Here is a 20907-nt window from a genome sequence, read left to right on the forward strand (position 1 = left end):
CTGCCGCTCGCTTGTATGGTGAGGGGTGCCGAGTAGCTGCCTCCCGCCAGCCAAACCGTATCTCCCGCCTGAATGCTGCCCCAGTTAATGCTCGAGAGCGACCATGCGTTGTTCCAATCGGCACCGGTGTTTGAGCCGGCAGCACTCGGCCGTACGTACCAATTGGCGGCGTTTGCGTCGCCCAGACACAACAGCCCAGTGAGCGCGATGAAAATTATCAGGGTTAGCTTGGCGTGGAGTGATCTCATTGGCTTTCAGTCCTTATAGTTCAAGAAACTTCGCGAAGTACGAAGCCAAGCGACCCTGAACCGATACAAGTGCGAAGTCAAGCGAACGAGGCCGAGGCCTACCCCCCCAAATGCCACAACCTCTTAGTGTAGAATTCTATCCCTGGCTTCCGTCAGCCACCGCCGAACCAACGCAGCCGGCACACGCCGTGCATACGCCGTTGACGGCAAGGCAGGTCGCAAGGCATTTGCATCCCCGTTTTCGCCATCGGTCCGGGGTGACGGCGAGGCATGGCCTTGAGATGATGCTCGTCCCTGAATAACGGATCGGCTCAAGTCGCTCATATTCGACCAGACAACCGGCCCCAACGCGTTGATGAACCGCGCTGAATCCCCGAGCAATTCGACCCCGTTTTTTAAATCCTGATGATGGCCTCTAAGTATGATCGCCTGCCCAAGAAATGCCGCTAACAGGATGGTATTTTTCACGTCGCCGGAAACGGCCCAGCGCGGAAGAACCGGACAACCCCGAACCAGTTCGAACGGCAGCAACCCCAACGTTTTCGTCCAGGCCCTGGCCCGGTTATGAGCGCGCAAGGATCCATGCGAAATGCAGGCGGCTTCAAAGCCGCAGGCCGGCAGCGCCGCAAGCATCTCTTCGGAGCAAGCGCCGTGCGGTGGCACCATCACCCGGGCAACCGTGACGCCGCTTTGCCGCTCGAGGCGTTCGATGCGCCGAATCGCCTGCCGCAGCAGAAACGACCTTTCGGCCTGTGAGTATGGCTGGGCAAGTTCCCATTTGGTATGGTTATTTCCGTGCACCAGCAACGAGAGACGATTTCGGTGCCTGCGAAAAATTTCGGCCGTGCCGTTATGGGTGAACCAAGCGTCCAAAGGGATAGTCGCAAATGAGACGTGGTAGTTCTCCTTTTCGGCCTGCGCCGCCAGATGCCGGTAGTCGACAAAGCCGTACTGTGGCCAATGAAGATTCGGATCGTCGAAAATGAAGCAGGCCCTGAGCGGGGAAGGGCCGGGCGGAGATCCGGCGCCTATTTCGCGGAGCCAGTGCAGGAGCACGACCGTTTCCAAAAAGCAGCCGCCATTCAACACGTCCGCCAACCCCCCGTCGGCGGGCAGCACCGGCAGCGCAAAACCGGAGCGAAAATGCTTCGCCGTTTTCCCTTCACACACCGTCCAGACCGGGCCAAGCTCAGAAATCGCCAAAGGCCTGTCGTTAGGACCGAGCGTCAATACTTTTGGCCGGACGGATACCTTGGTCCGGAGCGACCTGCCTCGAAACGGGAACGCTACATCCGCGTCGTCGGAGAACACGAGGGAAATATCGATCAACTCGCCCGGCGTCGACGCGTCCCCGGCCTGGGCCACCGTGAGGGTGGAAAGGCTGGTTCCACGATGTTGTTCGCCGCCGGCGAGCGTTGCCGTAAGGACTTGCATCCCGGCCTCTGGCTGTTCCGGCGCGGAACGGCCGAACGTCACCGGTAACAGTCCTTCGAGCAGCGAGAGCAAAGCCGGCAATGGTTCGCTATGCGGCGCCTCGGAGGCCTGAATAGAATATCGATCAGACATATAGTCGAGATAAGAAAGTCGGCGGCGTCCCGGGGGAGGCTAACTCCGAGCGGCGATCTGCTCGGCGCTCCTCCACAACGGGCCCTGTCCCTGAATCTGGGCAGGGGCTTTTTGCAACACCGGAAGACTGGCGATGCAGGCCAGTAAGAAGCACAGAAACGCGATCGTCTGGTCAAAATAGGAAATGGAGAAGAAGGTCACCGTGTGGGCGAACAAGCTGGAACCAAGCCCCCAGATCAGAAACCTTCTGCCGGAGGGCGCGCCTCGACTGGCTCGGAGTGCCTGGCCGATCCTGCGAAAAGCGACCACTAACATCCACACAAACAGAACGATCAAGGCGAGCCCGCCCCAGACTCCAATCTGAATGTAATAGTTGGTCATATCGGTGTGCACCGCGCTGGCCTCGATACCCGAGGCCATCCAATGGCGCGTATAATCCGTCCCGGCGAACCACCATTCAGACAAATGCGCGATCGCAGATTCGATCAATTTCGCGCGGAAGTACCCTGTACTGCCTCCGGTGATATCAATCCGCGCCACCAGATAATACACCGGGTCATTCATTACCAGGCTGAGAAACATCACCCCGATGACCGCCAGCCAGCGGATCGTCCGCACCTGACGGCGAAGCACCCAAAACGTCAGGGCTGCCACTCCGGCTAAGGTCGTGATAATCGGCCCGCTGGAACCGCTGGCGAAGACGATCGCGAGAGCGGCGACTATTCCGGTGATTGCCACGGCGCGGTTCTCTCTCCAGAAGCAGAGAGCGAGTGGCAGGGAGACGCCCCCGATTGTCCCTGCAAGGATAGGATGGCTAAACGGGCCTTGCGCACGATAATGCCCATTGGTGATCTCCACGTCTGCCGGACCAAACCCGATCAAACCAAGTAGATTATTCCCGGTTAATTTCTCGACCAACATCGTCACGGCAAGCGGAACCAGAAGAACGCAAAGCATTTTGAAGAGGGCGCGGACATCTTCGAGTCCTCGAATAAACACACGGAACAAGTAATAAAACCCCACGATGTCGTAGAAAATCCCGAGCCGGAAGACGAGAAACTCTGCCTTGTGGAAGACGATGCTGCATGCGTTCCAGATTGCCCAGAGCCTGGCGATCCGATCCAACGAGTTTATCCCACCGCTGATGCGTTCGCCGTTCATGGCGACTCGTATAAGGCCCGCCGCAATCAGGATGCGCATCATCGGAAGATGCACCGGCCCGATCACGAGTTGCTGGTCTCGAGTTATATAGGCGGATCCGAGCAACAGCGGCAGCGCCGCCCATCGCCTCGGCAGGCTCAGCAGCAAGGCCGAGTTCACCAGCGCAAAGACGATGCCGAAGAAATTCATGCCGGACAGCGGATCATTGCCGGGTTCGCACCGGAATCAGCTTAACCCCAGAGACTTTTGCGGCCCAGCAGGCGATTCATCTGCTGCTGACGAAGGTACCGGATCAAAGCTTTGTCTTCGACCTGACCGATCCGTCGCAAATAGCCCTTTACAAAACCGTACAAAAGCCCGAGGCCGCCGATAAGGTATGGCCGCTCGGCGGTACGCTTTGCACATTTCAGCAACATGAACAGCGGGTGATAACCCGAGATATAGTTGGCCAAACCCGCCTTCACCCGATCATTCCAGGTTCCGTAGGCGGCTCCGGTTGGCCGATGGTGAATTACGTGGAGGTCGGGCAGGGTGCGCGTTTCCCAGCCGAGCATGTTCGCTTTGATTTCGTCCAGCGTATCCCACCCGGGGGCCGGAATGAGGCCACCGATTCCGTCCCAGCACGCTGACCGGTAGATCTTGGTTGCTCCCCGGACGTGGAATTTCGGATCCGCTTTGGCCTCCGGCTCGGTACCCCCATCCGTCACGCGACAGATCGTTCCGCCGGCAATTCCCAGACGCGCATGCTCTTCGAAGCGCGCAAAGCATTTCTCGAAATAATCAGGGCTGAATGAAAGATCGCCGTCCAGCTTAACCAGGTAGTCCCAGGCCTGATCCTCAATCAGGCGATATCCTGCATAGAATGCTTCAACCACGCCGCCTCCGGCTTTTCGAAAGCCGCGATCAGGGCGGCTGACGACCTTGATCCAGGGATTCGACTTTGCCGCCGCCTCTGCGATTTGGCCCGTTTCGTCCTTGGAACCGTCATTAACGATAACCCAAAGGACAGGTCTGATGGTTTGGGCCAGCATCGAATCGATCGTAAGCGGCAGATGCTTGGCCTCGTTCCGAACCGGACTCACAACGATGTAGGTTTTTTTTCCAGTCATCTTATATCAGGTTTGGCTCTCGTGCGTTCACTCAGGAAGGGCAGTCGTTCCCATAAACGGCCACACGATTCGCGGAAATCCAATTCACCACGATGGTCGACATGTTCGGGTCCGGTTATGCCAAGGCCGCCGTCGCGCCGTCGGCCCCTTGCGGGGTTACGGCACCGGCCGTTGGATGCGGATAGGGAATTATGCGTGCCGTGCTCTCGGCAGCCTGTGAGGCCGGCTGCACATCCATGAATTCGCGGTGCCACAATTCGAGCGTCAAAAGGGAAAACACCTCTTTCATCAATCCACCGTCGCGAGAGTTCCTTTCCAGCAACTGCTCGACGACTCGCCTGTCGAAATACCCCCGCCGGACCGACGTTTCACCCAGCAGCACCTCGCGAACAAGATCGCCGAGATCATTCCTGAGCCAACGCCGCAGAGGCACCGGGAAGCCGGCCTTGCGCCGCGTCACCACCTCGCGAGGAATATCATCCTTAAAGGCCTGCTTCAGGATGCGCTTCGTGGTCCAACCTTTGACCTTGAAATGCGTCGGCAGGCCGGCCGCGAATTCGAGGACGACGTGATCGAGCAAGGGCACGCGTAACTCCAGCGAGTTTGCCATCGTGATTTTATCCGCTTTGATGAGCAAGTCGTTCGGCAGCCACGTGTTTGTATCCACGTACAGCATGCGGTTCAGCACCGCCTGCGGTGTGGCCTGACGATCTACTCGCGCGAACAGATCTTCGATGATCCGCGCGCTACCTGCATCATCAGCGCTGCCATAAAAATCCGGAGTGCAAAGCTCAGCGCGATGCCGGTTAAAGTAACTGAAGGGCGTTCCTACGCGGCTGTAGTAGTAACGCTCCAGCGGCAGCTCGCAAATCGGTGCATACTTCCTGACCTTACCGAAGGCACCTAACGCGCCCAACCAGTCCAGACTGGGGCCCAGCAGACCCTGGAACGGCCCGGCAACGCCTTTGAGCCGCTCGAGCAACAGCAGGTTGCGATACGTCTGGTAACCCGCGAAGGCTTCATCTCCGCCCTCGCCTGAAAGCACCACGGTTACGTGCTGGCGGGCCAGTTTCGCAACGTAATGCAAGGCAATCGCCGGAGCTTCGCATACCGGTTCTTCCATATGGCGCACATACGCCGGTAGGAACCCGGAAAATTCCTGAGCTGAGACGGTGAGTTCGTGATGGTCGGCGCCGTATCGGGCTGCTGCCAAGCGGGCAAACGGCCGCTCATCATCAAATTCCTCGCCCTCAAAACCAATCGTAAAGGTGCTGACCGGTTTGCTGGTTGCCTCTGCCGCGCAAGCCAGGACAACGGTCGAATCGACCCCGCCACTAAGTAATACACCCAGAGGCACATCGCTGATCAAATGCTGCCGGACCGTTGATTTCATCAGCTCGCGCAAGTCATCGCACGTCTGACGCAAACTCCGGTTGCCCGTAGCCGGCCTGAATTGCAGGTCCCAGTACCGGCAACAGTTGACGCGTCCGTCCTTGGCGATCAGGTAATGGCCCGGCTCCAGTTTCCGAACGCCTTTAAGAAGCGTCTGGTCACCTGGATTGTGGAGGAAGGTCAAGAACCGATGGATACTTTGTAAGTCGACCTCTCGTGGCACGTCCGGGTCGCGGAGCAGCGCCTTGATCTCGGACGCGAAAAGCAGCGCGTTGCCGGTGTTGATGTAATACAAAGGCTTAATGCCCACTCGGTCCCTCGCCAGGAACAGGGTCTTGGCGGCATTGTCCCACAACGCGAAGGCGAACATTCCCCGAAGACGGCTCGCGCACTCAGGCCCATATTCTTCATAAAGGTGCACGATGACTTCGGTGTCCGAATTCGATCGGAAAGTATGGCCTTTGCCGATCAATTCTTCCCTTAGTTCGTGAAAGTTGTAAACTTCGCCGTTATAGACCAGCCAGACGGTCTTGTCTTCGTTGGTCATGGGCTGATCGCCCGTACCCAGGTCGATGATCGCAAGCCGTGTATGCCCAAGCCCAACGGGACCAGCCACGTACTTGCCGCGTCCGTCGGGGCCGCGATGCGCGATCGCATCCATCATGCGATCTACCTTCCACGGATTCACTTGGCGACTCGGATCGAAATAAAGTTTCCCGCAGATCCCACACATAAGCTTTGATGTCGAACTTGAAGCTGACCTCTCGGCGAGCTAAATAAAGATTTCAGGCGTTACCTGCCAATTTTAAGACGAGGTTCAACAGTCGCGACTCCTCCCGATGCCAGAGGTGACGACCATAGATTTCTTGACCTTTTCGAGTGATAGTTTGGACTTCCTCGGGGTGCTCGAAAGCCCATTGGATACGAGCCGCAAGGCTCTCCACCTTGCCCGCCTCGAAGAAGAGCACGTTGTCGGCGTTGAAGTAATCCCGGATGCCCTGAGTTTCCGGAACGATCACGGGTTTTCCCAACGCCAAGTACTCAAAGATGCGCGTCGGCAGATTAATCTCAGTGAAAACGGTACGCAGGTTAGGCACGACGCCCAAATCGCAACCAGCTACTGCTTGTGCAACCGTTTTCTGGTCCTGCTGGCCAAAGTAGTGAACGCGGTCCTGCAGCCCCCTCCTGGCCACGAGGGGAAGGACCTGCTCGCGCAGGTAAGCCGTCTCTTCTCCATAAATATGAAACCGCAGGCCCGGAATATGCCCTTTAAGCTGGGCGATCGCATCAACGGCGGTGTGGAGCCCGTGTCGTTCGACGATGGTTCCATGATACATGACCACGAATTCGGCCCGCGTGTTTCGCACCGATGGGACTTTATCCGCGGGTTCCCTGAGCGGAAATACCTCCTCGAGGGGGGAATTCATCACGATCTCGATCTTGTCGGGAGGGCAGCTCCGAGCGACGAAGAGGTTACGGAAAGTTATGTTCGGCGTCAGCACGGCGTCCGCGAACCGGATGCTGAGTTTTTCGACGAAGCGCAGCAACCGTACCAACCAGTGATCACGGGCCAGGCCGTACACGCTCATGAACACCTCCGGTGTGGGGTCGTGCAGATCGAGCATCACCCGGGTGCCGAGTGCTTTCGCGACGCCGGCGCAGAACACGAGGAAGTCGGGCATATTGTGCACGTGAACCACGTCGTAACGGCGGGTCAACTGGCGCCGCGATAACCACAGGAAGCTCCGAGCAAGGAAGGCCAGGTACTGGAAGGCGTAGGCCAACTTGCCCGCCCGGCGCTTCTTCAACGCAACCCGAAACACCTCGACGCCATCGATCCGCTCCCGGCGCGGTTCGCCGGAGACGTGCTGAAGGCACAGCAGGTCCACGTCCATCCCGGCCCGGCACATGGCCCGGGCACTTCGCATGACGCGAGGGTCCGAGGGATAATAGGAGAATACGATAACCGCCGCGCGCTTGCCGCGCAGGCGGGTGGCTGCAGACGCCATGGGCCGGTCGGAGTCAATGGTGATCACGCAAAGGGAGTCTTGCCAGGCTTGAATCGCTCGGTCTCACGAAACGCCGCGAGCGCGGCTGGTCAGGCATGTCCGGAGTGGACACCGTACCTTGAAGCGACACAGCCAGGAAGGTTTTAGAAACTGACATGAAGTGTTCATTAATTTCCGAGCTGCCGAACTCCGGAGCGTAGAATCGTCAGAATTCATACGTTCCCGGCACCTCTCAATCAGACTTCACTCTCTAACCACTTCGGGCCGTATGAGCGGCTCTTGTTGAGCACCGTCAGAACCTTCGCTTCGGCGGCGGCGAGTTTCGCGTAGGCACGCTTTACGGTATCGCGGTTACTTTTCTCCGCCTCGACGACGAGCAAGACTTTATCCATCAAACCGGCCATGGCGAACGTGGCGGCTCCATTGCTGAGGGATGGCATGTCAAAAATGATGTACTCGAAGTCGCTGGCTTTGAATTCCGCGATCAGGTCGTAAAACCTTCGCGGGTCAAACTGCTTGTCCACGAGCAACACCTTACCGTCGCATGTTTCGGACAGAACCGTGGCAAGACCTACCGCGATTGTGGACGCACCCGCGCCGTCCGTGCAACTCGTCACCGCGACGAGCTTCGGCTTGTGGAGCATCCTGCTCAGTTCAAAATCGAAGACCAGCCGGTCCCGGAGGGCATTGCAAAACGGCTGGATGAAATGGCTGCCTTCCCAAGGGTCCAGGTGAAGGTCTTCATCACCTTCGGTGCCCAGAATTGGATCGTCATCCGAATTATTCGCGCGCAGACGGAGTCGATCATTACGGCCGAAATACGGGATCGAGAGCAACACCGGAATACGCAACCGCGTTTCGAGTTCAAGCGGTCGCTTGACCGTCTGGTCCAACACCATTTCGAGCAGCACGGCAAGCGCGACCCCGAAGCCGATGCCTCCGCCGGCCAGGCCGAGCACGACTTTTTTCACGTTCCGGGTGGCTTTGAGTGCCGCGGACGGTTTCTGGACGACGCTGATGTTGGGCATTCGGGAAGGGTCCAACGTCTCGTCGATGCGGGCTTTTTCGAGGCTGGCCTCAAAGTATTTGTAATTGGTTTCTTCGACATCCCTGCGCCGCTGGAGGTCTGCGATCTGCGGTCCCAGTTCCGACAGCACCCTGGCCTGGTTCTGGAGGGCGCCTATGCGCGACCTGAGCGACTCCGCCCTCGCCTCGATCGCCGCGAGGCGAGCTTTCTCCGAGATCAGGTCGGGACGAGAACTCTGAGCAGTCCCTGCAGTGACGACCACGGCCGCGAGGCCCGGGTACTTCTGTTCCAGGGTCCGGCGTTGAGCTTCGAGGTCAGCAATCTGCGCCTGGGTGACTTTCACGATCCGGTTTTCCGGAGTGAATTTCGAAAGCAGTTGCATCTCCATCTCCTGCAGACGCGTCACGCGGCCGATCAAGGATTGGTAATCTTGAACCGCGTCGTTGCTCGGCTGGCGCGCCGCGTTTTGCGACTCGTTTGCGTCAGTCCCGGCGGCCCATTTTTCGATCTCCTTGACGCGCGCCTGTTGTCCCGCGAGTTCTGCCTCGGCAGCGTTTAGTTCGTCCTGGTTCTTCGCCAGTTCAGCGGTGAGAGTCGTCGTGCTTTCCGGAAGCGAGACAACGCCGGCTTTGGCCTTTAACCGTTTCAACTCGTCCTCGGTTTGGGTCAACCGCGTGCGCAGCTGATCGGTTTCTCGCGTCACAAAATCGAATGCGCCCGCTGAGCGGTGGACTTCCAGGTGCTTGTCGAAATAGCGGCTTACCAATTCCTGCAGGACCCGTTGGGCCAGTTCCGGATCGCGGTTTGCGTAAGTGACGAGAATGATGTTGGTGTCTTTGACCGCGCTCACCGTCAGCCCTAATTGGAGGTTGTGGGCTGCCTTGGCTTTGTCAGCCCAGATGCCAAGTGGGGATGGCACTAATCGGTCGATGCCAACCGCCTCAGCAACCTGGACCGCCAGATCCCAACTGGTCAGAATCTCCACCTCAGAATTGATGAGGGAACCGCCTGCGCCGGGCGTCTTGACCGGAGAGTCGATGGGATCGACCGCGCTTCGGTCCACGACGTACCGCACCAGCAACTTAGCCTCGGACTCGTAAAGCGGAGGGCTAAGAAAATAAATACCCGCCGCAGCGCCCACGCCCAGCATCGCACATATCAGTATCTTCCACTTGTGCTTAAAGAGGATAAAGAGAACATCGTTCACCTTCATCCCGGAAGACTGCGTTTCCTGTTCGAACTCTGACATGGTCAAAAACTATTCCTTTATAATCGAGACGTGATGAGGATCGAAGGTTGCCTTACAATTCTCGCCGATCCGATCTAATGCCGGCGCCCGCGAGGGTCCCAAGGGGCGCCGGATGGTCGCGCCGGGGTCCTTCAGCGTCGCGTTGGGGATATTACCTTATGCTAAGCGATTGGCCAGCGCCATTCGCAAGCGCCCGCTCCCCTTGCGGACCATTCAGGCCGCCACGCCCGCGCCAAGCGCTTCCCTAAGACCTTGCACGACGGTTTCCACTTGCGCGTGCGTTAATTCAGGAAACATCGGCAGCGAGAGGAACTCGGCGGCGCAACGTTCCGTAACCGGCAGCGCGCCGGGCCGGTATCCCAGACTTCGATAGGCTTCCTGCAAATGAACCGGTACCGGGTAGTGAACCCCGCTGCCGATGCCCTTCGCGGTCAGGAACCGAATGACTTCATCCCGGTCCGGAACACGAGTCGCGTAGACGTGGTAAACGTGCTGGACGTCAGCGGCCTGGAAGGGAGTGATAACCTCTTCAACCTCTGCCAACGCCGCGCCATAGTGCGCCGCGTGGGTCCGGCGGAGCTGATTTCCTCTTTCCAGGTGGCGCAGTTTGATGCGCAGGACTGCTGCCTGAATACCGTCCATGCGGCCGTTCCAGCCGATCATGGTATGGTGATACTTGCGCACCTGGCCGTGGTCTCTAAGAATCCGGATCTTCTCCTGGAGCTCAGGATTGTTCGTCACCACGGCACCGGCTTCGCCAAACGCGCCAAGGTTCTTGCCCGGGTAAAAGCTAAAACAAGCGGCATCGCCGAGCGTGCCGGCTCTGCGTCCTTTGTATTCGGCTCCGTGCGCCTGGCAGGCATCCTCGATGACAAACAAGCCGTGCTTGCGTGCAATTGCCACGATCGGGTCCATATCGGCCGTCTGACCAAAAAGGTGGACGGGAATGATGGCCTTGGTTCTCGGCGTAATCGCCTGTTCCAGGCCCGCCGGATCCATCGTGTAAGTGCGCTCATCAATATCCACGAACACGGGCTTGGCGCCGCAATAGGTGATGGCTTCGGCGGTGGCCATAAACGTGCTGGAGACCGTGATCACCTCGTCGCCGGCACCGATGCCTAACGCGAGCAGACTCAGCCAAAGTGCGTCGGTACCGCTGCCGACGCCGAGCGCATGGGACGAATCGCAGTAAGCCGCAAAATCTTCCTCAAATTCAGCGACGAACGGGCCACCGGCGAAGGCCCCTGCCTCGATGACCTGCCGGATCGCCGCTTCGATCTCATCCAGCAAGGGTGCATGTTGCGCTTTAAGGTCAAGAAACGGTACTTTAATCTGCATACTGCGTTAATGGTGTATTCTGGCTTTTTGATCTACGACGACAAGCTGCCGCCCTTGCCTGCTTCCCGGTTTTCCGGGAGGCAGTCCTCCTGCCCCGATGCTGGGCCCATTCTTTCATCATTCCGTTACACCTGCAGGGCGGTTGTACCGCCCTGGGCTGTATAAATCCCGATCCACGATTCCGTCAGCCGGAACCGGGCGAAGGACACAGAAATCAAAGGCCGGGGGAAGCAATCCCCCAGCCTTTGAATTCTAAACCCGCCGCCAGCTTACACCGCGAGTGGGTGCGCCACCTGGGGCAGAACGCTAGAGCGCTCGACTTCGGCCTCCATGGTGCGGCCGAGAAAATCCATCAACACTTTTACCCTTTGCTTTGCCGGCAGAACCTGCGTGACCACCGCCTGTAACCCCGTAAAGACGCCCCCGACGACCTCGACCTGATCACCTTGGCAAAGCTCATAATTAAGCTGGGTGACTTCTGCGCCGTCGACGTGGTTGCGCAACGGCGCCAGAATCTCGTCTTCGACCCTCGCGTAACGATCGCCGAACCGGACGATCGCGCTCACCCCGTGAGCGTACCGGACCTGGCGATGCATCTCGAAAAAGTTGAAGCGGGCGAACAGGTAGCCGGGAAACATCGCCTCGGTGACCCAAGCGAGACCCTGTCGGGTTTGACGCTGGAACCTGATTCGCGGACAGAACACTTCCACTCCTTCCAACCGCCGCAGGTGCGCCGCCGCGATATGCTCGTGCTTAGGCTGAGACCTGAGGCAGTACCAACCCACGTCTGCAGAACCGATGTTATTCCCGCATTGATCAGCTGGCGCGTGCATGGCGATCGCTCTACCGGATTTGAGGCTTTCAGTTTTCGTTGGCAACATTTGGCTTTGGGCGCGCGTTTCAGCTTGCATCAAACCGCGCCCCACGCAAATCCGTGCGGAAGGCTCAATCATCAGGATACGACGCGTTCGCCCGAATCTTTAGCGTTAAACGTCCTTAAAACGCGCGCCGGATTGCCGGCGACGGTGGTATTCGGCGGCACATCTTTGGTGACGACGCTTCCTGCGCCGACCATCGCGTTTTCTCCGATGGTGATGCCGCCGAGCAACGTCGTTCCCGAACCGATCGAGGCGCCCCGCTTCACCACGGTTTGCTGGCAAGCCCAGTCCGCTTCCGTCTGCAACTGCCCGCCGGCCGTGGTCGCCCGCGGGAGCCGATCGTTGATAAAGGTAACCCCGTGACCGATAAAGACTTCCGATTCGACCGTGACGCCCTCACAGATGAAGGTGTGGCTGGAAATCTTGCATCGACTGCCGATTTTCGCCCCTTTCTGTATTTCAACGAAGGTACCGATCCGGGTTTCGTCGCCGATCTCACAGCCGTACAGATTGACGAACGCGTGAATCCGTACGTTATGACCTAGTTTGACATCCGGCGCAATGCGCTGGTAATTCGGTAGCGGGTTACTGTTACTGCTCATACCCTGCTCATACGGCGCATACGGCCCGCGGTTCAGCATAAGCAGCCTCCCGGGCCGGCGTTCCATTCAGCGCCAAGGGCGCCTCGTGCGGCCGCGCGAAAGTCACCGGGGCGCCGTGACGCTTGAGTGACGTCGTCGCCGCCTCCAGGATGCGCACGAGCTCCAATCCGTTTTGACCATCGGTCAACGGCTTGGTCCCGCCGGCGATGGAATCCAGAAAGTGCTGGCACTGCGTTTTCAAGGGCTCCTCCTGCTTGAGGTGGGGAATAAAGCTGTCCCCGTAATGGTAGGAGTAATGGAAATCGGCAAAGGTGTCGTTGTGCGGCGGCCGTTCCACCCGCACGTCGTAGACGCGGATCTTTTCGAGCGTCTCAACGTCGTCGTAGACGATCATGCGCCGGCTGCCGACGATGGTCATCTCGCGAATCTTGCGCGGCACCAGCCAGCTGCTCTGGATGGTGGCGAAGCGCTGGTGGCGGAACTGCAGGGAGATGTTGGTCACGTCCTCGATGCCGGGGGTGACGTGGGCGTTGCCCTGGCAGTTGACCACCTGGGGGCCCTCGCCGAGGATGTGCAGGATGATCGAGAGATCATGGGGGGCCAGGTCCCAGGCGACGTTGATGTCTTTCTGAAACAGCCCGAGGTTGAGCCGGCGCGAGTTGATGTAGCGGATGTCTCCGATTTCGCCGGAGCGAACCAGTTCGACGATCTTACGGACGGGCGCGGAGTAAAGGAAGGTATGGCCGACCATCAACACGAGCCCGTTACGATCCGCGATTTCGATCAACTCCTCGCATTCGGCGGCCGAGGCCGCCATGGGTTTCTCGATGAGGGTGTGTTTGCCGGCCAGCAAGGCGGCTTTGGCCAGCGCGAAATGGTGTTTCACCGGCGTGGCGATGACGACCGCATCGAGCCCGATCCCATTGAGCAGGTGCTCGAAACTGGTGATGCCCTCGACTTCCGGGTACAAGCTCTTCAAGTGTTTGAGACGCGCTTCGCTGACGTCGCACATCGCTTTCAAATCACAATCGGGCAGCGACCTGAAATTACGAACGAGGTTCGGCCCCCAGTACCCGCACCCAACTACCCCTACACTAATCGGTTTCTTCATTTTTCTCTGCAGATCGTTCAAATGTTTTTTATTCTTATGCTTACGTCTAACTCGCAGTACAACTACCTACGCCGCTCTCCGGCACCCACCCGGGTGCGGGTCTCGAGAAACTGTGTAATCACTGCGGGCAAAGTTTTTATGATGATGGCCAGATCCAGCCAAAGTGACATGTTCTTGGTATAAAAAATGTCCAGATTGATCATCTCGGTGAACGTGGTGCGGTTCTTACCATTGACCTGCCAATACCCGGTTAGGCCTGGCGGCACATTCACCCGTTCCTGTTGCCAAGGCTGATAACGTGCGAACTCATGGACGGTGCAAGGCCGCGGGCCGACGAGGCTCATTTCGCCGCGGAGCACATTGAGAAGCTGGGGCAGTTCGTCCAAGCCCAGCGCCCGCAGAACGCGGCCGCCACGGATGATGCGGGGATCGCCCGCAGCGTCCAGTTTGGCCATCGGACGGTCACTCGCCATCAGGTGGTCCAGGTGCCGCTCGTGGCTCAGGGTCTCAACGTTAACCTTCATCGTCCTGAACTTAAGGATCATGAAGTGCCGGCGCCGGTAGCCGACGCGTTCCTGCTGGAAGAAGATCGGGCCTGGGGAAACGATCATGATCCACAGCGCAATGGCAAGCATGAGCGGCAGGCAGACGGGCAGGCTTAGCAGAATGCAAACGCAGTCAAGCACCCGCTTCCAGACAGGGATGGCTGGTACGTCGGCTGCAGGCTCTCGGACCCCGATGGGTTCGCCATACTCAAACGCCCAGGTGGTAACGGGTTTACGCAAGATGGTCGTGCCGGCGCCAAATCCGCTAATCACTTCCTCCGAACCGGCCGGCACGACCGGATCATGGCCGACGCTGCGTTCGGACGGGAACACCGGGACATTGTCACACGCACTTACCCTGTCGCTGAGGTGAGCAACCGACCCGACGCAACCCCGCGAACTTATGGAATCGCGCGAGACGCCCTGTTTGGACGAGAACAGCTTAATCATTACCTTACCGAGAAGCATTTTCACGTGCTGCTTTTTACCCAAATACTACCGTTTCAAATTTACTTCGCGGCGCACCGAGCTGCGGCCACGCCGGAATCATTCCTGGCATTCTCTCTTCCGGCTTGCCTTCGCAGCATCCTTAACTAACGGGCAGGCTGCCGCCCTTGGCCACTTTCCGCATTTTCCGGAAAGCAGTTCCTTCTGCTCGTCTAACTGACATCTGCTCCAGAGCCATCCACGCTGCTCCGGAGCAGCACACAGGGCCTGTTTTGCGTGCCCCGCGCTCCATGCGAGTCCAGCGCCACCGCCCCATTCCGTTATTCGGGGCGGACCGAAAGACTCAGGACCCAAGGGCCCGTGCCCGGCCCTTGGGTCCTAAATCCGTAAAAGCCGTTATGCCGCGAGCGGGTGAACTACTTGAGAACCCGCGCGTGAGGGGTTGAGTTTGGCTTTGATTTTCCGGTCGAGGAAGTTCATCCGGACCTTAACGCCTGATCCGGCGGCCAGAACCTGCGTGCCGAAGGCGTCCGCGTCGACGACTGCGCCCTGCACCCGCGAACAAGAGAACGTCACCCCATCCAGTTTGCGAACGTTTGCGGCGGTAATGCGCTCGTGATTGGAATGCGCGCGCAGGCAAGACCATAGCGGTTTTGCGGGGTCTTGCTCGGCGGACGGCAAGGTAGGGCTGGCGTTCATGTCTTTTCCTCAGGCGAATACAACGGTCAACTGAGGGTTAGCGCCTGACAACAGGCGGACATAGAACTGACTGGTGCGGACTCGTTTCAAGGTTGTAACACATTTTCGTCGGTTAGAGTCTGGATACATCGGCAAACCATTTCGGCTTGGCGGACTATGTACCAACCAAATCGGCATTGGTTAAGCACTATCCAATACCGGGAGGCGAAGGGCCATAATTTCTTAGAATAACTAGAATATGCTATAAAGCGTAACAAATTTGGCGGAGCCGGACTCCGGCCGGGAATTCGGGCTCGCCCAGGCGCCGATCTTCAGCCGCTTTCGAGAGGCGCCGCGCCGGGGCGCCGGGCGGCCAGGACGATTCGGGCGGCCCCGAAAGCCCGGATGCCCGGAAGCGGTCCCGACCGATGCCCGCCGGGGGAGCGATGCCTGGGGGATCAACGGTTTTGCGGGCTGCTCGCGGCCGCCTCCGGGCGAGGCTCGCACCCGGCGTTTACGTCCTGACCGGCGGCGGGAGGTCTGCGGGACCGGCACCGCTGCTCCGGCCTGAAACGCCGGGCGGTGCTCCAGGGCGGGTGAAATCCGCGCAAACCCTTTAGGCCGTTCTCGTTGCATCCGCGCAGGATTTTCTTGTCGGTCCCCTCAAACTGATACAGAATCCGCGCACCAATTGAACTGCTGATGCCATCACCCTGGAGTCATCCACCCCTGAACCGCCCGACGCAACCGCCTTCTGAACCGGTCATGCAAGGCTGGTTCCGCCGCAGGCGACTCAGGCCCGCGCTGGTCATGGCCGGCGTCTTCGCCCTCGTCGCCATGACCGGGAATGGAAGCGTTCACGCTCAGGAGACGGTGGCCTACTCGCTCAGCCAGCTGCCCAGACCACCAGAGGTTCGGCTGGGTGCCGAGCGCACCTTTATCACCTTGGGACCGTTCCGGGGCCAGATGAGCGCCGGGTTCGGGGTCGTGTACGATGATAACGCCAATCTCACGAGCAGCGGCGCACAAAGTGAAATCCGGGTCAGTGAGTCGTTAGGCCTCGACCTGCGCTGGATTCTCACCTACATCAACCAGATACGTTTTCAGCTGGGTGCTACGTTAACCGAGGTTGCCGGGCCATCCGGCACGCAGGCGCTTCAGTTCGCGATCCAACCGGGATCGAATGCCGAGTTAAGGCTCTTCGCGGGCGACTTTCTGATTCGGCTTTATGATTACCTGGCGGTGATCGATAATCCTGCGCAAGATCCTGCTCTGGCAAACCAGTCGGCCATCAATGAGTTAACCAACGACGCCGGCCTGGCGGTGGACTGGGACCTTAGCCCGTTTATCCTGACCGGGCGTTTCGATTACTCTTACAGCACGAACCTGTCGTCGACCTCAAGCACGAGCACGAGCACGAGCACGTCGGGGTTCAGTTCGACGACCGGTGACCGCAGCAGCATCCGCCCGGGTTTTGATGCGGGGTATGCGCTCTCGCCCCAAATGACCACCGGGCTTACCGTTCAGTACTCGCACTCTACGGGAAGCACCGGCGCTAATCCGACCTTGTCCACGGCCGTGTCGGGCCCTAACGAGATCGATGCATTCACAATCGGCGCGTTCCTTCGCGGTCACCTGACGCGCGCCATATCGATCGATTTATCCGGGGGCGTGTATCCCTACACCAATGCTCCCGGTGCCACAGGCGTTCCTTTTTACATCTCGCTTAACGTGACCCACCAGGTTAATCGGTTCCTGCAGTATACAGCTTCATTCACTCGAGACCTGGAATTCTCCATCGGCAGCGATGTAACAAAGAACAACAATTTCACGTTGGGAGCGCGGGTGGGCCTCAGCAGGGACCTATCCCTTGCAACCGGCGGCTTCGTGAACTTCGGGACGGTGGTTACGGGGAACTTTCCGGGCGATTACGTCCAATATGGATTCGATATCGGACTCAATTGGGCGCTCTCCCGCAAAATCACCGCATCACTCGGTTACGGCTTGATCGTCCGTGACGCAGACCAGGGTAACTACCGGCAGAATCGCGTCGAGCTTGGGGTCAACTATAAGTTTTAGTTCTTATACTATCTCAACGGCCATGGAGGTGAATTTTTGGTTTCCTTCCGAGGTGCCCTGCCGGCGTTAGACTTGTTAGACCGTATAAACAGTCCAGGCCCGACGGGCCGGGAGAACTTACACCGGTTTTGAAGTTGGTTGAGCGGCTCGTTGCGCCAGTGAGGCGGCCGGAGACGGCCGGAGCGGTTAGCCGGTGGCCTTGCTTGCTGCGGCCGAGCGAGCCGGTTTTAGCCTCGAGGGGGTAACAGAACCCAGCCCAGGGTTTTACCCCACTGCCATTTAAGTTAAGGACGGCGGGCCGGGCGTGGCCTTCGTCCCGGAGGGACGGCTGAGGTTAGCCAGGGACTTCATGCCCGCGAAGGGCCTTTCTTGAGCTTTAACCAATGTGATCATCGAACGATCCAAGGAAAAATGACGCTGATCGTACCGATCAAGTCTCAATTATACCCTTGCGATGTCCATCGAGGTAAAACTTTGTCTTAGGCCCAACGGGCCGTGAGAACATAGCCCCGGGGTTTACCCTGGGAAACCGTCAAATCACGATCGAGCCCTCCTAAGGCGTCACGCCCGTGCGCCCTCCCTAACAAACGCCCGCCCCGCCGGGTTGGATTTGCTGAAGGGGCGGCAGAACCCGCGAGCGACGCCTTCTGCCGCCCCTTGAGGGCTCCTCGGCATTTTACGGTTACCCAGGGTAAACCCTGGGCTAGGTTTTGCCGCCCCTTCGGGGCTGAAAGGCGGTCGAAATTCCATTAAGGCAACTGTCTAAATCGGTGTAAGACCCGTTCAACCAGCTACGGAGCATCCTCCGGCGCCGATACACCCTGGGCCGGCATTCTACCGGGATGACCGTCTGAATGTATCAGCCGACGGATTCAATGCCGGTGCTTCAGGGCAGAAGTTTTTCATCGACGCCGACGATGCGAACGCCGGCGCGGTCGCGTTCAAGGATGCAGGTCATCCGGGAGCGGCCGGCCGTGCGTTCATTCTGCCGGTTGAGCATGTCGTACTCGAGCATCGCCGTGGCTTTGTAGACGCCGGGGTGGTGGGGAATGGCGTAAACGTCGATGTTCTCGGCAGGAGTAAACTTGCGCTGGGGCCAGAGCCGGTAAACGAGGTTGATTTCCCTGGATGCCTGGGCACGCGTCCGCTTACGGCCGTAAAAAAACACCTGTGGCGCCAGGTACGCGGCCCGGGCGGACGCATCATTGCTTTCACCGGCCGCGATAAAGGCCGCCACCACGCGCGCGACCACCGAGGCGGCGGCAGACTCCTCGATTGACGGTTGACGGAGGGGCCCGGCACCCTCGGCCGCCCGGGTGGCGGCGACGGCGCAACCGAGGCCGATCGAGCCGGCGAGGAAGAGCACCCATCGACGTGGCAGGCCGCCATCGGACAAGCGCGGAAAAACGGTCATGGGAATCACCTCGCCCCGTTTTACCATTTGCCTGCGCCGGCGCTCAACCGGATAAACCCCGGCTACTTCCATGCCGGGTATGTGCGCGCCCCTCAGGGCAACGACCGGATCAACGCGCGTGCCCGCTCGTGGTGGGAACGGGAATCGCCTTGCGGACGGCGGCAACGAGGGCTTCCGCGCTGAATGGCTTGGGAAGCAGCGCGCAGTCGTGAACGGGCATGCCGGATCGCATGTAACCCGAGACGAGAATTACCGGCATTTCCGGCGCGAACGCGCGGATCCGGCGCACCAACTCCAGCCCGTCCACCGGGCCGGGCATAATCACGTCGCTGAGCACGACCTGCACCCTTGAACGCTCCTTCCGGAACAGTTCCCATGCTCCTTCAACGTCGTAAGCGGCCAGAACCTCGTAACCTTCCCGATTCAAGACCAGGCGCGCGAACTCGGCGATCAATGGCTCGTCGTCCACAACCATCACCACGCCGTGTTCGCTTCCCCAGGTCATGCCTGTTTCTCCCAAGGAGATTAACATGATCGCATGATCGGCAGCGGCGCTCCCGGCTTTAACGACACAATGAACGGCAAATGAACGACAAGCGAGAACGCGCGGATGCGCCCGGCGCGCCCGGGCGGGCTGCCCCCCTCGAGAGACGGCGGGCGGCCCGCACCGGCGACGCCCGAGCACGCGCTCAGGGCGATTCTTGACGCCGCCAATTTGAAGACTTATTCTCGCGCGCTTATGAGAATCCCGCTGCGGTACGTGCTTCCGCTGACGATCGCACTCTTTTGTTTACCGTCTCGTTCCCCGGCACCGATCATTTACAGGGAAGGCGAGGGATTTTCGACCGGTGAACTGGCAGATATTGAGATCAAGAAAAATGCCCAAGAGCAACTGGAGCTGGGCGAACGTTACGAACGCGAAGGCGATTATAAACGGGCCGGTGCCTGTTACCGCCTGGTCGTGCGGCGCTTCCCGCGTTCAGACGTTGCCGCCCGTGCCCAATACCTGTCCGGCCAGATCTACGAGCGGACCGGCGACCTGCAGCGGGCGTTTAACGAATACCAGACCTTGGTGTCGAAATACCCGCGCAGCACGGATTTTGAGGCCGCGCTGCAAGCCGAGTACAACATCGCCAAGGCTTACCTCGACGGCAAACGGGTGACGCTCTACGGGGTGCCGACCCTGCCCTCCATGACCAAGGCGCAGTCGATGTTCGAGAAAATCGTGCGGAACGCTCCGTACAGCCGTTTCGCTCCCCTCGCCCAATACGGCGTGGGGCAGGCTCTGGAGAAAATGGGGGTCAACACGCCGGCCATCAATGCCTACCAGCAAGTGGTCGACCGCTACCCGAACAGCGACGTCGCCGACAGTGCGATGTACCAGATCGGCTACGTTTATTTTCGCGCCAGCCGCCAGACCGGCTACGACGAGACCGCGGCGGTACGCTCGCAGGAGGCGTTTGAAGATTTTCTGATGAAATACCCGAACAGCGAGAAGGCGCCGCAAGCGCGGGACAACCTGCGGATCCTGCAAGGGCGCAAGACGGAGGACTTCTACAGTATCGCCCGGTATTATGATAAGCAGAAAAAATATAAGGCGGCCTACACCTATTACAACGAGGTGGTGCAGCAGCAGCCCGATTCGCAACAGGCGCAGCGGGCTAAGCAGCGTATGGATCAGTTGCGCGCCAAGGTAGGCGAACAGGCCTTAACCATCGGAACGGAGAAGCCGCCGGTCGGGCCGGCAGCACCGGCAGCACCGGCGGCACCGGCGGCTGCCCAGGGCAAGGGCAAACCGGCGGCTCCGCTGGCTGACATCGCTTCACGGCCTGACTTTGTCGGGCCGGCGGCCCCGACGCCGACGCCTGCACCTGCGCCGAAATCCGCGGAACCGGCTGCCGAGCAGAAGCCGATGGTTACCCCGCCCGCCGACGTCACGCCGCAAGCGCCGGCCGATGTCGCCCCGCAAGAGCCTGCCTTGCCCGTCCGCTGACCATGGGCCGGCGCTGGCGTTCCGGGGCTGGGGTGTGGCTGCTTGCGCTGGCGATGGCGCT

At 59.4% G+C, this 20907-nt stretch carries 17 protein-coding genes; 2 read left to right on the plus strand and 15 right to left on the minus strand.

Annotated features, from left to right (window positions below; all coding sequences use genetic code 11):
- The 13 genes from JO015_05925 to JO015_05985 all read right to left on the minus strand — a co-directional run.
- Positions 1-248 (minus strand): hypothetical protein (locus tag JO015_05925; protein ID MBV9998635.1); only part of this gene is annotated, 248 nt, incomplete at its 3' end.
- 123 nt (positions 249-371) lie between these two features.
- Positions 372-1814, minus strand: coding sequence for a hypothetical protein (locus JO015_05930; protein ID MBV9998636.1), 1443 nt, complete (start codon positions 1812-1814; stop codon positions 372-374).
- Between the two features lie 39 nt (positions 1815-1853).
- Positions 1854-3164 carry a hypothetical protein gene (locus tag JO015_05935; protein ID MBV9998637.1) on the minus strand — a complete coding sequence of 437 codons (1311 nt, stop codon included), beginning with the start codon at positions 3162-3164 and terminating at the stop codon, positions 1854-1856.
- Positions 3165-3205: 41 nt separating this feature from the next.
- Entirely contained in the window at positions 3206-4084 is an 879-nt protein-coding gene (locus JO015_05940) for a glycosyltransferase family 2 protein (GenBank protein ID MBV9998638.1), read from the minus strand.
- A gap of 115 nt (positions 4085-4199) precedes the next feature.
- Positions 4200-6209 (minus strand): asparagine synthase (glutamine-hydrolyzing), encoded by a 2010-nt coding sequence (gene asnB / locus JO015_05945; GenBank protein ID MBV9998639.1) that lies wholly within the window; start codon positions 6207-6209, stop codon positions 4200-4202.
- 52 nt (positions 6210-6261) lie between these two features.
- On the minus strand, positions 6262-7512 hold the full coding sequence (locus tag JO015_05950) for a glycosyltransferase family 4 protein (protein MBV9998640.1): 1251 nt from the start codon (positions 7510-7512) through the stop codon (positions 6262-6264).
- A gap of 209 nt (positions 7513-7721) precedes the next feature.
- Complete coding sequence (locus JO015_05955) at positions 7722-9761, minus strand: hypothetical protein (GenBank protein MBV9998641.1); 2040 nt, start codon at positions 9759-9761, stop codon at positions 7722-7724.
- 213 nt (positions 9762-9974) lie between these two features.
- Positions 9975-11099, minus strand: coding sequence for a DegT/DnrJ/EryC1/StrS family aminotransferase (locus tag JO015_05960; protein ID MBV9998642.1), 1125 nt, complete (start codon positions 11097-11099; stop codon positions 9975-9977).
- Between the two features lie 269 nt (positions 11100-11368).
- Positions 11369-11932, minus strand: a complete 564-nt coding sequence (locus JO015_05965; GenBank protein ID MBV9998643.1) for a transcriptional activator RfaH — start codon at positions 11930-11932, stop codon at positions 11369-11371.
- 119 nt (positions 11933-12051) lie between these two features.
- A complete protein-coding gene (locus tag JO015_05970; protein MBV9998644.1) occupies positions 12052-12618 on the minus strand; it encodes an N-acetyltransferase in 567 nt (188 codons plus the stop codon).
- Entirely contained in the window at positions 12587-13690 is a 1104-nt protein-coding gene (locus tag JO015_05975; protein ID MBV9998645.1) for a Gfo/Idh/MocA family oxidoreductase, read from the minus strand. Before JO015_05975 ends, JO015_05970 begins: the two co-directional genes overlap by 32 nt.
- Before the next feature lie 62 nt (positions 13691-13752).
- On the minus strand, positions 13753-14685 hold the full coding sequence (locus JO015_05980) for a sugar transferase (GenBank protein ID MBV9998646.1): 933 nt from the start codon (positions 14683-14685) through the stop codon (positions 13753-13755).
- 393 nt (positions 14686-15078) lie between these two features.
- Complete coding sequence (locus JO015_05985; protein MBV9998647.1) at positions 15079-15381, minus strand: hypothetical protein; 303 nt, start codon at positions 15379-15381, stop codon at positions 15079-15081.
- 744 nt (positions 15382-16125) lie between these two features.
- Between JO015_05985 and JO015_05990 the strand changes: the two genes are divergently transcribed.
- Positions 16126-17439, plus strand: coding sequence for a hypothetical protein (locus JO015_05990; protein ID MBV9998648.1), 1314 nt, complete (start codon positions 16126-16128; stop codon positions 17437-17439).
- Between the two features lie 886 nt (positions 17440-18325).
- Here the strand turns inward: JO015_05990 and JO015_05995 are convergent.
- The gene (locus JO015_05995) at positions 18326-18853 is read right to left on the minus strand and encodes a hypothetical protein (GenBank protein ID MBV9998649.1); all 528 of its coding nucleotides are present in this window, start codon (positions 18851-18853) and stop codon (positions 18326-18328) included.
- Between the two features lie 109 nt (positions 18854-18962).
- Positions 18963-19385 (minus strand): response regulator, encoded by a 423-nt coding sequence (locus JO015_06000; GenBank protein ID MBV9998650.1) that lies wholly within the window; start codon positions 19383-19385, stop codon positions 18963-18965.
- A 207-nt stretch (positions 19386-19592) separates the two neighbouring features.
- Here JO015_06000 and bamD point away from each other — a divergent pair, with 207 nt between their 5' ends.
- On the plus strand, positions 19593-20846 hold the full coding sequence (gene bamD / locus JO015_06005; GenBank protein MBV9998651.1) for an outer membrane protein assembly factor BamD: 1254 nt from the start codon (positions 19593-19595) through the stop codon (positions 20844-20846).
- The last annotated feature ends 61 nt before the right edge of the window (positions 20847-20907 follow it).

It is taken from the genome of Verrucomicrobiota bacterium, assembly GCA_019247695.1.
In the GTDB taxonomy this organism is placed as follows: domain Bacteria; phylum Verrucomicrobiota; class Verrucomicrobiia; order Chthoniobacterales; family JAFAMB01; genus JAFBAP01.

Excerpts from the sequence above, each read along its gene's own strand:
- JO015_05980 (MBV9998646.1), bottom strand. The coding sequence starts at position 14,685 with ATGATTAAGCTGTTCTCGTCCAAACAGGGCGTCTCGCGCGATTCCATA.
- JO015_05960 (MBV9998642.1), bottom strand. The coding sequence starts at position 11,099 with ATGCAGATTAAAGTACCGTTTCTTGACCTTAAAGCGCAACATGCACCC.
- JO015_05955 (MBV9998641.1), bottom strand. The coding sequence starts at position 9,761 with ATGTCAGAGTTCGAACAGGAAACGCAGTCTTCCGGGATGAAGGTGAAC.
- JO015_05985 (MBV9998647.1), bottom strand. The coding sequence starts at position 15,381 with ATGAACGCCAGCCCTACCTTGCCGTCCGCCGAGCAAGACCCCGCAAAA.
- JO015_05995 (MBV9998649.1), bottom strand. The coding sequence starts at position 18,853 with ATGACCGTTTTTCCGCGCTTGTCCGATGGCGGCCTGCCACGTCGATGG.
- JO015_05990 (MBV9998648.1), top strand. The coding sequence starts at position 16,126 with ATGCAAGGCTGGTTCCGCCGCAGGCGACTCAGGCCCGCGCTGGTCATG.
- JO015_06000 (MBV9998650.1), bottom strand. The coding sequence starts at position 19,385 with ATGTTAATCTCCTTGGGAGAAACAGGCATGACCTGGGGAAGCGAACAC.
- JO015_05935 (MBV9998637.1), bottom strand. The coding sequence starts at position 3,164 with ATGAATTTCTTCGGCATCGTCTTTGCGCTGGTGAACTCGGCCTTGCTG.
- JO015_05975 (MBV9998645.1), bottom strand. The coding sequence starts at position 13,690 with ATGAAGAAACCGATTAGTGTAGGGGTAGTTGGGTGCGGGTACTGGGGG.
- JO015_05965 (MBV9998643.1), bottom strand. The coding sequence starts at position 11,932 with ATGCACGCGCCAGCTGATCAATGCGGGAATAACATCGGTTCTGCAGAC.
- asnB (MBV9998639.1), bottom strand. The coding sequence starts at position 6,209 with ATGTGTGGGATCTGCGGGAAACTTTATTTCGATCCGAGTCGCCAAGTG.
- JO015_05930 (MBV9998636.1), bottom strand. The coding sequence starts at position 1,814 with ATGTCTGATCGATATTCTATTCAGGCCTCCGAGGCGCCGCATAGCGAA.
- bamD (MBV9998651.1), top strand. The coding sequence starts at position 19,593 with ATGAGAATCCCGCTGCGGTACGTGCTTCCGCTGACGATCGCACTCTTT.
- JO015_05970 (MBV9998644.1), bottom strand. The coding sequence starts at position 12,618 with ATGCTGAACCGCGGGCCGTATGCGCCGTATGAGCAGGGTATGAGCAGT.
- JO015_05940 (MBV9998638.1), bottom strand. The coding sequence starts at position 4,084 with ATGACTGGAAAAAAAACCTACATCGTTGTGAGTCCGGTTCGGAACGAG.